This is a genomic window from Leclercia sp. G3L (genome assembly GCF_021117075.1).
Lineage (GTDB): Bacteria > Pseudomonadota > Gammaproteobacteria > Enterobacterales > Enterobacteriaceae > Enterobacter > Enterobacter adecarboxylatus_C.
This window is the reverse complement of record NZ_CP088265.1, coordinates 4,198,240-4,211,939: the sequence shown is the minus strand read 5'-3', so window position 1 is coordinate 4,211,939 and position 13,700 is coordinate 4,198,240. Positions and strand designations below refer to the sequence as shown.

Here is a 13,700-nt window from a genome sequence, read left to right as displayed (position 1 = left end):
GGAATGTGGCCTTTTAACAAACGGCAAATTGAACAACCCGCAGTACCAGCCCCGAAACCCGCCAAACAAACCCGTAAATATCAACCTACCAGTACTGAATTCAAACCCCAAAGCCGTTCACTAACCGGCCTACCAACAAAGATTATCGGCTCTTACGGTACTGGTGTTCAGAACGTCAACATCAATGCAGTACTGAGACAGTCTCTAACATCGCTACGTGATGCAAGCCGTTCACTGGTACTGCAAAACCCGTATGCACGTCGATACGTGTCACTGAGTTCTGGCACAGTTGCAGGGGCAGACGGTATCACCGTTAGACCTTCACCGATTGGCCTCGATGGTCAAACCGATCCAGTACTGGCAGACCGCTTAGACAAGCTGTTTTACGAGTGGGCATCAGATGCAAACCGCTTTAGTACTGATGGTTCTCTGTCATTCGACATCTTTCAACAACTGGTAGAGCGTGCAAGAGCTACCGATGGTGAATGTTTTGTTCGACTACATACAGACGGTGATGAACTACAGGTATCAATTATCGATGCTAGTCGTATTCCCAGTACTAAGAACGAGTTACTGAAAAATGGTTCGTACATCAGTAATGGGATAGAACGTGATCAGCACGGTCGAGTACTGGCCTATCACGTAGCCGATATTAACCCATTGAATTACACGATTCAGACCAACAGTACTCAACGTGTACCAGCCAGTGAAGTACTGCATTATTTCATTCCAGAATTCCCAGGACAGGAGCGAGGTTTCCCGGACTGTATTGCAGTAATGAAAACCCTGGAGGACTTTAATAGCTATAACGAAGCGGCAGTACTACAGAAGAAGATCGCAAGTTCGGCTATGGGGTTCATTACCAATAGCGATAATACACAGGATGAACTCTTAGACGGTGAACCAGACCAGCGTGAATACGTTGAACACTTTGAACCGGGCAGTATTAAAGAACTTGCACCAGGCCAACAGATTCAGACTCTGAACCCGCAGGCAGGTACTGACAAAATCACAGAGTTTTCAGACGCTGTTTTAACAACTATCAGTACTGGATTATCTGTACCAAAGTCTATGTTAACTGGCGACACACAAAACGCTAGTTTCAGTGCTGCGAAGATGGCAGACAGAATCAGCCGTGAAGGGTTTAAGACTCGTTCAAATCTTCTTATTTCTAAAGTACTCAAGCCTATCTACCGTGAGTTTATTAAAAGAATTATGGTTACTGAACTTAAAGAATTGAGTTTCACGAACTTTGAGAACATCGCTAACAGTACTTTCATAACTGTCAAACAGGTAAGTCTCGATCCTAATAAAGATGCTCAGTACGAGCAGACACTATTAGATATGGGTGTTAAATCGAAATCGCAAATTATCCGTGATTTAGGCATGGAGCCACAGCACGTATTTGAAGAACTCAAACGAGAAGCGGAGATAAATAAAAAAGAAACAATGAACAAGGATAGTTCAAATGAAATTCAAGAACCAAAAACGGGAGATGACGTTAACGAGTGACGTACTCTCAGATAATAACGACCGTACAGTACTGTTAGCTTTCAGTTCTGAAAATCCAGTAGTACGTACTATTGGTGGTCAGGAATATAACGAAATCCTTCTGCATAACCCTGAGAACGTCAATCTAGAACGACTACAGAATAAGGCCGCTCTGCTTTTCAATCATGATTTTGACAATCATATCGGTGTCGTTGAATCAGCCAGTATTGATGCTGACCGCGTAGGACGTGCTTTAGTACGTTTTAGTTCTGTAGGTATGGGTGCTGAAAAATATGAAATGGTACGTGAGGGTACACTGACCAAAGTATCATTAGGGTACTCAATCGACGAATATCGTATTGAAGGCGACAACCTCTTAATTACTAAGTGGACTCCATTTGAGATCAGTACTGTATCCGTGCCTGCTGACGATCTAGTCGGAGTAGGGCGTTCTCTTGAAGAAGAGCAGGAACCAGAAGTACCTGAACCCGAAAATAACGACGAGCAGCCAGCCGAACAAGAGGAACGAAACGAGGAAACTGAAAATGAACCCGATGAAAATACTGAAAGTACTACTACTGCTACTGAGTCTGATCCCGAAATCGATACCGAAGCGGAAACGATAAATAACAGTGAAAGTAATGGCGATGGCGAACAGCCGGAACCAGAAGAACAAAATGATGATTCAGCCGTTCAGGAAGAACAGGCCGAAGAAGATCAAAAACGCATTGCCGAAATTAACGCTATTTCACGTGCATTCAATATCCACGCTGAAATTACAAATCAGGCAATCGAAACTGGCTTAAGCATTGATGCGTTTCGCCAACAAATTAAAAATAAACCCATTATCAAGGATGATAAAATGGAATTCTCTCTAAACACTCTGATCCGTTCTATTATGGACGGTGACAAATCTCTGCCATCCGGTAAAAACGGTGCAGTAGTTGCTAACGCTGATTTCGCACAGGCTGTACGTGCTGGTGTAACTACCACTACTGCAAAGGATATTATTCACACTGATGTACTGTACGGTTCATTCGTAGATATTCTGCGTGCTGAATCTGTTCTTAAGAATTTCCCAGTACAGATGTTTACCGGACTGACCTCTGAAATTGCAGTACCTAAACTGGCTGGCGATTTCACCGCAGGTTTCGGCTTTATTTCTGAGAATGGTGTATCACCAGAAGTTGATGCTAATTTCGAATCTGTAGTACTGAAACCTAAGACCTTCACTGGTTCAGTTCCGTTATCACGTTCGGTGGTTCGTTCATGCCCACAAGTAGAACAAATTGTTTCACAGGCTATTGTTGCCGGTTCTGCTGAACGTCTGGAAGCCCTGATCCTGAAAGGAATCGTAGATGCAGTAGTAGCAGCGGGTAAAGTCGAAACTGTAGACGCATATACCTATGCAGGCATCGTAGCAGCACAAGGCCAACTGGGTGATGAAGGCGTTTCTTACGGTTCTATTGCAGCTGTAATGTCTCCACAGACCAAAGCTACTCTGCGTAGTACTCTGCGTGGTGAGAACACCGCAGGCGTTTACCTGTTCGATGAAGGCGATCTGTGTGGTGTACCTGCCTACGACTCTAAAGTACTGGCTGGTCAGAACTTCATTATCCTCGGTGACTTCTCCAAAGTTGCTATTGCACAGTGGGGTGATTCTCTTGAGCTGGATATGGACGATACCACTAACCGTAATCGTGGTTCTGTAATCGCTCGCGTTTGGGCTGATCTGGACTTCGCAGTACTGGTGCCTGAAGCCTTCCGTATCATCAAACTGGCTTAATCTGATGAGAGCATTTAATACGCAATGTATGGATGCTCTGATTAACAGTTTTGGCGAACCTTTAGTACTAGATAATGGCAGTACTCTTACTGTCATTTTCGAACAGTCCGAAATAGCAATTCAAACTACCGAAGGACTTATACAAACAACAGAAAATTACTTTACATGCCGCCGTGATAAAATCACCTATGATGACTCTTTTGTACTGAATAATGTTCGGCACGAGGTTTACAACATCATTGATGATCTGTCAGGTCTATGTAACGTTTATTACAGAGAGGCTTGATCACATGAATATTTCAATTATTAAAAATCATGTATCAAGCCTTTTTGTATCTAATGGTTTGAAGGTACGCAAGGCCGCTAAAACTAACACTCAGACAGCCAATGATTACATTCTGATGATCAGTAATGTAACCGAACAATACGAACAACTTGAATACAGCAATCGTCATTCTGTAATGCTGACAATGGATGTACTGGTTACATCGCAGAGTGAATTAAAAGCACAGCAAACGATGACAAAAGTACAGGAAGTACTTTTCAGTACTGAATTAATTACTGGCCTACTGGAGCAGGGTATTAATGTTAGTTCACTAAAATTGATTTCAGTAGTCGATGATACAGACCCTGATGCAAGTCTAGCCATAAATACCATTATGACAACGTGCCAGATTAATTACATCGCACGTCCTACAAATAATGGAGAATAACAATAATGGCAGGGATCATGCTCGGCAACCGCACGTTGCTATCTTACAGTACTGACATCAATAACTACTACCCAACAGCAGTATATACAAACATTGATAACCTCGGTGCATTTCCAGAAGTAAAAATCAGTAGTTCAAATCAGACTATCGAAACATATGATCAAGAATACCTAGCAGTACTGCGAGGTGATTTGAAGATCAGCAACATCAGTATTGTTGTACATTATGACCCGTCAAACGTTGGTCATCAATTTCTGAATAGTGCATACAGTACTAACAAAGTATTCCAGTTGAAATTTAGTATCTATGAAAGCCCAACCAGTTTACGTCAGCACTTCATTATTCTGAACGGAAAGATAACCGCACAGAAAGACGATGCTGATATTAATAAGGTGTACGGGCGTACATGGACATATACCCCGACTTCTGTAGTCAATCAGGGCAGCATTGACGAACCAGCCCCATTATTAATCGGTAATTATGGTCTGGGTGCAGACGGTACAACCGTCCCACATTACGAAGCCGATCCAACTGGTAACGCATTTATCAAAGTTGGTGCAACACGTACCGATAACCCGCTGGGTGTAGATCTACTGGGTGTAGGCATGGTTGATGGTGGTGGCACTAATAAGGCACAGATCGTAGTGTCTGAGACTGCAACACCTCGCATGTACATCAGGAACACTGACAGTACTGGATGGGATCAGGTCTACAGTACTGCAAATAAGCCCTCTCTGGCCGCAGGTGCAACGCAGGGCGTAACCGGAACATTGCCTATCAGTTCTGGCGGCACAGGGGCAACCGTGGCAAGTACTGCACTCTCTAACCTCGGCGGGATGCCGAAAACGGGCGGTGCATTCACTGGTGGGGTCACAGGCACAACACTGTCACTATCCAGTACTTTAGCCGTGACAGGTGCCAGTACTCTTACAGGTGCAGTAACGGTAAACAACACAATTTCCCAGGACGGTGTTGCAGCAGCAACCTATGGTCATACATCACTGAGTTCAGCAGCCGCAGGTACGAAATCATATCTACGTAAAATGCGTGGCGGTACTGGTGATACTATTTTTCATGAAACCGTACAGGCAGGGAACTACCGATTAGCCACTGGTGCAACTACCGATAGTTCTGATGCCCTGACACTTTCCAGTACTGGCAACCTGACGATTACTGGTGCTCTGACGGCGACTGGTGCAACGTTAAGTACGCCTTTGCCTATCAGTTCTGGCGGTACTGGTTCGAACGTTGCCCGTAGGGTTAATGGTTATCCCTTAACCTCAGATATTACATTATCTCAGACTGATATTGCAGGCACAGTACCCAGTACTTTAACAGTTAATAGCAAACCATTATCAGGCAATATTGTATTATCTCAGGCTGATATTGCAGGGACTGTACCAACTTCATTAACTGTGAATGGTAAAGCCTTAACAGGTAATATTACGCTTGCTCAGGCTGATATTGCCGGAACAGTACCAACCAGCCGTACAGTAAATGGTAAGGCTCTTTCTGCAAACATTGTATTAGCACAGGCTGATATTGCAGGCTCTGTACCGAATACTCTAACCGTTAACGGTAAGGCTCTTTCTACAAATATTGTATTGGCACAGGCTGATATTGCCGGAACAGTACCAACCAGCCGTACTGTTAATGGTCAGGCTCTGAGTTCTAACGTAGACCTTTCAGCACTCGATGTATCAGCAATGCCGTACTACGGAACTATCGCCGCTGGAATTAATCTTAATACTCTGCACGGCGGTGTTTTTGGAGTATATGAACAACCCGTTACGGCAAACGCAACAACAGCTTTAAGCTATCCGGTTGCAGTGGGTGGTACGTTGTTTGTACTGAAGAGTGGCGTAACTCACGCGAATTCATGTACTCAGGTTTATTATCCTTCCAGTACTGACGATATCTATAACCGTACAGGAACTTCTAACGACACTGGTACAGTCACTTTCTCAGCATGGGTTCGTACTGCAAACATCACTACCGCAGGCGTTAACAGTTCTATCAAGTCTCTTACTGGACTGACTACTGCTATCCCTATTTCTGGTGGTGGCACAGGAAGTACTACAGCCGCAACCGGTTTAGCAAATCTCGGCGGGGTAGCGAAAACTGTAACAGTGAACTCGAAACCTTTAAGTGCCAACATCGTTCTGAATGCAGCAGATGTATCAGCAGTACCAACGTCAAGAACGATCAACGGGCAAGTACTCAGCGATGATGTAGTACTGGGGGCACTCGATGTATCAGCAATGCCGTACTACGGAACCATCGGGGCTGGCGTCAATCTGAATACCCTGAACGGCTCTGTTCATGGCATATACGAACAGCCTGTAAGTGCAAATGCTACCGTGGCATTGAATTATCCAGCAGTTGCAGCAGGTACGTTAGCTGTACTTAAAAATGGATTAACACATGCTAATAGCTGTACTCAGGTCTATTACCCGGCTAATGCTGATGATATCTATAACCGTACAGGAACAAGTAATAGCAGTGGTGTTGTAACCTGGTCTGCATGGGTTCGTACTGCAAATATTACCAGTGCAGGTGTGAACAGTACTATCAAGTCTCTTACCGGACTGACTACAGCAATCCCGATCACTGGTGGCGGCACGGGAGCTACAACAGCAGCCGCAGCTTTAACGAATCTTGGAGCAGTACCGACTAGTCGCACCATTAATGGTAAGCCTCTTACGGGTAATGTGGTTCTTACACAGGCTGATATCGAAGGTACTGTACCTTCATCACTGACGATTAACGGCATTCCGTTAACTGGTGACATCACACTGACTCAGGGTGATTTCAGCGGTACTATCCCGATCAGTGGTGGTGGTACAGGAGCCACAACAGCAGCGGCTGGCCTTGCAGCACTGGGTGGTTTTGCATTGGCAGGTGGCACGGTAACAGGTGCCAGTACTTTCAACAGTACTCTCACTGTTAAGAACACTATCAACCAGGATTCAGTTGCCCAAAGTACCTACGGTCATACATCTATGAGTACTGGTACAGCGGGTGGTAAGTCATACCTTAGAAAGTTCAAAGGCGGATCGGGTTCCACTGATGCTACTTTCCATGAAACCGTACAGGGAACCACTTATAGAATTGCGACGGGAACTACTGATACAACTGAGCTACTCAAATTGTCTAATACAGGTGAATTAACTACCCGTGTTATTGAGGCAGATGAAGTTTTAGCGGCAACACCGCCTAATAACTTCTCGGGTGCTGGTGGTCTTGTTAGATCTACAATTAGTGCTGCTGGTGCAGAATTATCAGCCGCTTATATGTTCTCTGTATATGAAAAATCCTCAAGCGGTGTTGAAACACGTAAGGCACGTATTATCGCCTCGGGTGGTTCTCCCTCTAATCAGAGTTATTTTGATATCGGTCAGGATGGTAGTTTATTAGCGACTAATGGTACTTTCAGAAGCCTCTTATCAATAGGTTCGCCAGTTCCTGCACCGTGGTGGGAATCAGCACAGTCAGGTAAATCCGGTATCTATCAAAATATGACTACCGATCCCGCTGGTGTCAGTGCTATTGGTGCATTGTCATGGGCATATAGACATAACGGTGGTTATGAACTGCGATCAATGTGGGGCAACGTTGGAAACGGAAACATTGCCTGGGGTAACACCTCTTTAACTCAGTTTGGTGATTCAGGTAACGCGGGAACCCGGTACTGGTACTTTACTCCAGCTTCAGGTGATTTGAGCTGTACAGCGGGTGGCGGTTGGTCAGGTAGTTACACATTCCAGAAAGCAGCAACCTCTGATGCAACACTAAAACATGATATTGAATATAACGATGGTAAAGAATCTTATGAAAATATCAAAAAGCTGAAACCCTGCACTTTCATATATAACTTCGATCCGATGGAACGTGAACGCCGTGGCATTATTGCACAGGACGCATTACGCGATATTGATAGTGAGTATGTCAAGTTAGTACCAGCCGCACCGGAATATGACGATGAAGGTAATCGTTGTGATAAGGATGATACCTTGGCCCTTGATAATAACGTCATTATGATGGATACCGCACTTGCACTAAATCATTCAATTGCAAAAATTGAAGCAATGGAAAATGAAATTGCTGAATTACGGGCAATGATTGCAGCCATAAATAAGTAAGTAAACAAAACAACAATTCAGTACTGGCAAGGATGCCAGTACTGAATATTAACAACATGATAAGGATATCATTATGCCAATGGATGTTTTCACGGGTAGTAATCTTGCAGTAGGCATCGGTACAGCCGGAGCTACTCAAGCTACCACATTTACCAATATTCCAGAAATTGCAGCATTCCCAGGTACTGGTAGTACTGCAACAGTAATCGAAGTAGTTTCTTTCAATACTTCATACAATCGTAAACTAGTAGGTTCAAAGACTAACGCCGACGTGACTTTACAGCTTAACTGGATGCCAGATAACACAGTTCATCAACAACTTGTTACCGCTTTTGAAAACGGTACACGTATTCAGTTGAAGTTCAGTTATTTCAACGATGCCACTAAAACTACTGGTTCATATGTCACCTATAACGGTTTTATTACAGAACGCAAGATCGAGAGTGATCGGGATAAAGTAGTGAACTTGACTCTTAATTTCGCTTGCGACGGTGCACCAGTAGCACAGGGATTACTGCCATAATGGATATTCATACTCTATTTGCAGCCCTGAAACCGGAATTGCATGAAATTACCCTCAAGAACGGTGCAGTACTGCATATTCATCGACCTGCTATCAGCAATTTCGAAAAATGCATTGATGCAAAATCAACTCTTCTTTACACAGTTGCAGATGAAAACGGTACACCTATTTTCTCTGATGTAGATGAAGACGGTAAAATTAACGTTAATTCTATTGATGCACTGATCGTAGGTGAAATTAACACCGCAGTAATGAAATTGTGGCCTAAAGCAGACGAACCACAAGTTCAGGATCAGATCGAAAAAAAATAAGAAACAATCCGCGTTTGATGTTTACCCTGAAACTATTAAACAAACGTGGGTTGAGTCCATCAGAACTGGAGTCATTAGATCCTGAACTATTTGAGTACATGATGATTTACGATTCCAGTATTGAGCCATCAGGAGCAAGGTTTGAACATATCAAATACTCAAACCTTGCCCACCTGATATTAATGAGCAGTGGCAATCTGACACAGGACGGGATGAAGAAGGCCACTGTACATGACTGGGATATGCACGGCCTGCTTTCTAATAAAACTGTATATGAACGTATGCAGGATGAAGAACAAAAACAACTGACACAACAACAATTACAACAGTCAGCCATGATGCAATTCATTACTGGCAGTATTGGTACTGGGGGCTAAGGATGGCACAGAACAATCAACAATTAGTATTCAATATGATGTAGCCCCCTGAAACACCAGACAGTAGCTGTATCTCCAGATAAGAGATAGGCGGTAATGACTCCAACTTATTGATAGTGTTTTATGTTCAGATAATGCCCGATGACTTTGTCATGCAGCTCCACCGATTTTGAGAACGACAGCGACTTCCGTCCCAGCCGTGCCAGGTGCTGCCTCAGATTCAGGTTATGCCGCTCAATTCGCTGCGTATATCGCTTGCTGATTACGTGCAGCTTTCCCTTCAGGCGGGATTCATACAGCGGCCAGCCATCCGTCATCCATATCACCACGTCAAAGGGTGACAGCAGGCTCATAAGACGCCCCAGCGTCGCCATAGTGCGTTCACCGAATACGTGCGCAACAACCGTCTTCCGGAGCCTGTCATACGCGTAAAACAGCCAGCGCTGGCGCGATTTAGCCCCGACGTATCCCCACTGTTCGTCCATTTCCGCGCAGACGATGACGTCACTGCCCGGCTGTATGCGCGAGGTTACCGACTGCGGCCTGAGTTTTTTAAATGGCGGAAAAATCGTGTTGAGGCCAACGCCCATAATGCGGGCGGTTGCCCGGCATCCAACGCCATTCATGGCCATATCAATGATTTTCTGGTGCGTACCGGGTTGAGAAGCGGTGTAAGTGAACTGCAGTTGCCATGTTTTACGGCAGTGAGAGCAGAGATAGCGCTGATGTCCGGCAGTGCTTTTGCCGTTACGCACCACCCCGTCAGTAGCTGAACAGGAGGGACAGCTGATAGAAACAGAAGCCACTGGAGCACCTCAAAAACACCATCATACACTAAATCAGTAAGTTGGCAGCATCACCGAGATAGGCTTGAATATATGTCTAACACTAACGCCAATTTTGAGATGACCGGGATCCTGTTAGGACAAGAAGTCCGTAAACGTAAAACTCCTCAGGAGAAGATCGCCATTATCCAGCAGACGATGGAGCCGGGCATGAATGTCTCCCATGTCGCCCGCCTGCATGGCATCCAGCCCAGCCTGCTGTTTAAGTGGAAGAAGCAATATCAGGAAGGCAGCCTCACCGCCGTTGCGGCCGGAGAAGAAGTTGTTCCAGCTTCTGAGCTTACTGCTGCTCTGAAGCAGGTCCGGGAGCTTCAGCGCCTGCTGGGCAAGAAGACGATGGAAGTTGAGATCCTGAAAGAAGCCGTGGAGTACGCTCAGTCGCGAAAATGGATAGCGCACGCGCCCTTGTTGCCAAAGGACGGGGAATAGCCCTGGTCAGCCGCACCATGGGCGTGTCGCGTGCGCAGCTGTCACTGCGAATTAACCGTTCTGCCGACTGGCAGGACAGGCGCTGTAACCGGCGTGATGACGAAGCAGACGCTGAAATACTGTCAGAGATCCTCGATATCATCAGCGATATGCCCAGTTACGGCTATCGCCGTGTGTGGGGCATCCTGCGTACGCAACGTCGTACAGAGGGACTGCCCCCGTGAACGCCAAACGGCTTTACCGGCTTATGAGCGAGCATAATCTGCTGTTACTGCATGACAAACCAGAGCGGTCGAAGCGTGAACATAAGGGCAAAATCGCGGTGGCAGAAAGCGATATGCGCTGGTGTTCAGATGGCTTCGAGTTCGGCTGCGACAACGGTGAGAAGCTGCGGGTCACGTTCGCGCTGGACTGCTGCGACAGAGAAGCCATAGACTGGGCAGCGAGCACAGGAGGCTACGACAGTTCGACGGTGCAGGATGTGATGCTGAGGTCGGTGGAAAAGCGCTTCGGCGACGGGCTGCCGACCACACCGGTTCAATGGCTGACGGATAACGGTTCAGCATATACCGCGCATGAAACGCGGAGGTTCGCCAGAGAGCTGAATCTGGAGCCGTGTACAACAGCGGTGAGCAGCCCGCAGAGCAATGGCATGGCCGAACGGTTCGTGAAGACGATGAAGGAAGACTATATCGCGTTCATGGCAAAACCAGATGTGAGAACAGCCCTGCGAAACCTTGCAGCAGCGTTCACACATTACAATGAAAACCACCCGCACAGCGCGCTGGGATATCACTCCCCGAGGGAATATCGGCGGCAGCGGACATCGTTAACTTAAGATACAAAAGCTGTCCGGAGATGGCGGGTCAAGATCACAATATCAACGGTGATGCTACTGGCCTGCAACGTGCTTTAGGTACAGCCGGGAACAGCTTAAATGCATTCAGTCGTGAGGCGGGCGGTTCGCTCGCTTCATTATCTGGTGGGTTCGGTGATATTACTGGCAAGCTGGCCGGGATGAACTCAGGTCTACTTGCTGTAGGTGCAGGGTTCGGTGCACTAACCGCTATTACAATCAGCCAGGTAAATGCAGCATCTGATTACGTTAAAGTACTGAATGAAGCCTCACAAACTTCTGGAATGACCGTAGAACAATTACAGAAGCTACAGGGTGCTTTTGGTTCACTGAACATCGAATATGACAAATTCAGTGATTTCAACAAAGATGCTCTTGATCACATGGGTGATTTCTTCCGTGAAGGCAAGGGTGGTTTCGGGGATGACCTGAAAGCCTGGGGTGTCAATCTACAGGGTTTTACGAAGTACATGAATGATGCTGATGGCGGTATCAAGATGATTATCAAGACGTTCTACGAACTGCAAAAAGCGGGTAAGTCGAATGCTGAGATCACGAACGCTATGGAGTCTATCGCCAGTGACAGTAGTAAGCTATTGCCAGTACTGAGACAGTACAAATCAGAAGTTGAAGCGATCAATGCTATTGAAAAACAACATGCTGGTATTACTACTGAAACGGCACAGGCATACGGACGCTATCAACAGAATATTGCTCAATTGGATCGCAACTTCCAGGAACTCAGAGTTAACGCACTATTACCCGTCATCGAAGCACTCAACGAGCTACGCAACATATTTTCTGGTGAATGGAAATTACCATCATTCGATCAGATGGGAGGAAATCTTAAACGATTTGCATATGATTTTGCGTCACTGGGTGATCATCATGCGTTGCCGGATTCATGGGGCAAAGGTCAGTACTCTAACAGTACAACGGCAGGTGCAGTACCTACGCAACAGCCAACCAGCAAGCCCTATAAACTCAAAGATCCAGAAGGTGAGAAGAAAGCATCAGACGCAGCCAAAAAAGCCGCAGATGCCGCTAAACAGTTGGAGCTTAAACAGCTACAGGCAAAAATTAACCTTAATCAGGTAATGTCTCAACTGGGTAAGAATTCCGCCGAACAGCAAGTACTGCAATATAACTACACACAGAACGAGTTACGTAAAAAACTGGATGAGTCCTTAACTATTCTAAATCTAAATGAAACCCAGAAAACAAATATTATTTCCCGGCAGGAAACAGCGAGGCTTGAAGGTTCTAAACGTATTATTACTGAGATGCTGGAAGCAACAGATCCTAAACAATTAAGTGAGAATCTGGCAGCACTGACTATCGGTAATACCCAGAATATTACATCCGAACATATTTCAAAAATGCTTTCAGCACAGGATATCCGTTCTGGACTGCATGATCCAACTAACCCATTTGGCAATCAGGCAGATATCAAACAGCAGCAGGATGAAATATATAAACAGCGTGATTTTGAAATTCAGGTTGATGAACAAATGTACCAGAACAAACTGATTAGTAAAGAACAGTTTGAAAAACGTAAAGCTGATTTGACTGCAAAATACAATAACAAAGCGGCAGAAGTGGAACGGCAGAACAGCCAGGCACAGATCCAGATGTTTGCAGATTCAGCCATGAATATTGGAACCATGCTTGAAGGTGTTGCAGGAAAGGGCAACAAGGCCGCTCAAGCCGCTTTTGTGGTAGGTAAGAGTATATCGATTGCCAATATTGTTATGAAAATTCAGGAAGCATTAGCGAATGCGATGGCTACGCCGTGGCCTGCCAACTTTGCGAACTATGCACAGGTGGCAAGTTTAGGGGCATCCATTATCAGTACTGCACGTGGTACACAGATTCAGGGGCAGGCACACAGCGGTATTGATTCAGTACCTAAACTGGGTGGCAAAGATGAATCAACATGGGTATTGAAAGCGGGTGAACGTGTTCTGAATAACGATAACAACCGTGATTTAACTCAATTCCTGAAACAGCAGGATAAGCAGGAGAGTAACAGTACTGGTCAGATTGTCATTAATGCACCACTGGTAGTTAATGGTGGTGGTCAAATTACTGATGAACAATTCCAGACAATGTTAAAGAAGCATTCTAATAACGTTATGCAGTCAGTTCGGGCAGCACAAAAGAGAAACACTTAATATCAAAAGCCAGCATTCACGCTGGCTTTTTTGTTTTCGTTCTCCTGATAAAT

At 45.4% G+C, this 13,700-nt stretch carries 9 protein-coding genes and 1 pseudogene; 9 read left to right on the top strand and 1 reads right to left on the bottom strand.

The window, feature by feature from the left end:
* The first annotated feature begins 3 nt into the window (after window positions 1–3).
* The 7 genes from LRS40_RS21755 (at window position 4) to LRS40_RS21725 (ending at window position 9,343) form a co-directional block, all read left to right on the top strand.
* Window positions 4–1,512: a phage portal protein gene (locus LRS40_RS21755; protein WP_231312658.1), complete on the top strand. Its 1,509-nt coding sequence runs from the start codon at window positions 4–6 to the stop codon at window positions 1,510–1,512.
* Entirely contained in the window at window positions 1,469–3,277 is a 1,809-nt protein-coding gene (locus LRS40_RS21750) for a phage major capsid protein (RefSeq protein ID WP_231312657.1), read from the top strand. The genes LRS40_RS21755 and LRS40_RS21750 overlap by 44 nt, the downstream gene beginning before the upstream one ends.
* Window positions 3,278–3,567: 290 nt before the next feature.
* Window positions 3,568–3,990, top strand: a complete 423-nt coding sequence (locus LRS40_RS21745; RefSeq protein ID WP_231312656.1) for a hypothetical protein — start codon at window positions 3,568–3,570, stop codon at window positions 3,988–3,990.
* Window positions 3,991–3,995: 5 nt separating this feature from the next.
* Complete coding sequence (locus tag LRS40_RS21740; protein ID WP_231312655.1) at window positions 3,996–8,132, top strand: tail fiber domain-containing protein; 4,137 nt, start codon at window positions 3,996–3,998, stop codon at window positions 8,130–8,132.
* A gap of 73 nt (window positions 8,133–8,205) precedes the next feature.
* The gene (locus tag LRS40_RS21735) at window positions 8,206–8,655 is read left to right on the top strand and encodes a phage tail tube protein (RefSeq protein WP_231312654.1); all 450 of its coding nucleotides are present in this window, start codon (window positions 8,206–8,208) and stop codon (window positions 8,653–8,655) included.
* On the top strand, window positions 8,655–8,966 hold the full coding sequence (locus tag LRS40_RS21730; protein ID WP_231312653.1) for a hypothetical protein: 312 nt from the start codon (window positions 8,655–8,657) through the stop codon (window positions 8,964–8,966). Before LRS40_RS21735 ends, LRS40_RS21730 begins: the two co-directional genes overlap by 1 nt.
* 17 nt (window positions 8,967–8,983) lie before the next feature.
* Window positions 8,984–9,343 carry a hypothetical protein gene (locus tag LRS40_RS21725; protein WP_231312652.1) on the top strand — a complete coding sequence of 120 codons (360 nt, stop codon included), beginning with the start codon at window positions 8,984–8,986 and terminating at the stop codon, window positions 9,341–9,343.
* Window positions 9,344–9,450: 107 nt separating this feature from the next.
* Here LRS40_RS21725 and LRS40_RS21720 read toward each other — a convergent pair whose 3' ends face one another.
* Entirely contained in the window at window positions 9,451–10,149 is a 699-nt protein-coding gene (locus LRS40_RS21720; RefSeq protein ID WP_001390876.1) for an IS1-like element IS1B family transposase, read from the bottom strand.
* 99 nt (window positions 10,150–10,248) lie between these two features.
* Here LRS40_RS21720 and LRS40_RS21715 point away from each other — a divergent pair.
* Together LRS40_RS21715 and LRS40_RS21710 are read left to right on the top strand one after the other, a co-directional pair.
* Window positions 10,249–11,455: pseudogene (locus LRS40_RS21715) on the top strand (IS3 family transposase).
* Between the two features lie 20 nt (window positions 11,456–11,475).
* Window positions 11,476–13,647 carry a hypothetical protein gene (locus LRS40_RS21710; RefSeq protein ID WP_231312651.1) on the top strand — a complete coding sequence of 724 codons (2,172 nt, stop codon included), beginning with the start codon at window positions 11,476–11,478 and terminating at the stop codon, window positions 13,645–13,647.
* Window positions 13,648–13,700: the final 53 nt, after the last annotated feature.

Bases quoted from the DNA above. Each gene is read 5' to 3' on its own strand.
- LRS40_RS21755 (WP_231312658.1), top strand. From the start codon at position 4: ATGTGGCCTTTTAACAAACGGCAAATTGAACAACCCGCAGTACCAGCC.
- LRS40_RS21750 (WP_231312657.1), top strand. From the start codon at position 1,469: ATGAAATTCAAGAACCAAAAACGGGAGATGACGTTAACGAGTGACGTA.
- LRS40_RS21745 (WP_231312656.1), top strand. From the start codon at position 3,568: ATGAATATTTCAATTATTAAAAATCATGTATCAAGCCTTTTTGTATCT.
- LRS40_RS21740 (WP_231312655.1), top strand. From the start codon at position 3,996: ATGGCAGGGATCATGCTCGGCAACCGCACGTTGCTATCTTACAGTACT.
- LRS40_RS21735 (WP_231312654.1), top strand. From the start codon at position 8,206: ATGCCAATGGATGTTTTCACGGGTAGTAATCTTGCAGTAGGCATCGGT.
- LRS40_RS21730 (WP_231312653.1), top strand. From the start codon at position 8,655: ATGGATATTCATACTCTATTTGCAGCCCTGAAACCGGAATTGCATGAA.
- LRS40_RS21725 (WP_231312652.1), top strand. From the start codon at position 8,984: ATGTTTACCCTGAAACTATTAAACAAACGTGGGTTGAGTCCATCAGAA.
- LRS40_RS21710 (WP_231312651.1), top strand. From the start codon at position 11,476: ATGGCGGGTCAAGATCACAATATCAACGGTGATGCTACTGGCCTGCAA.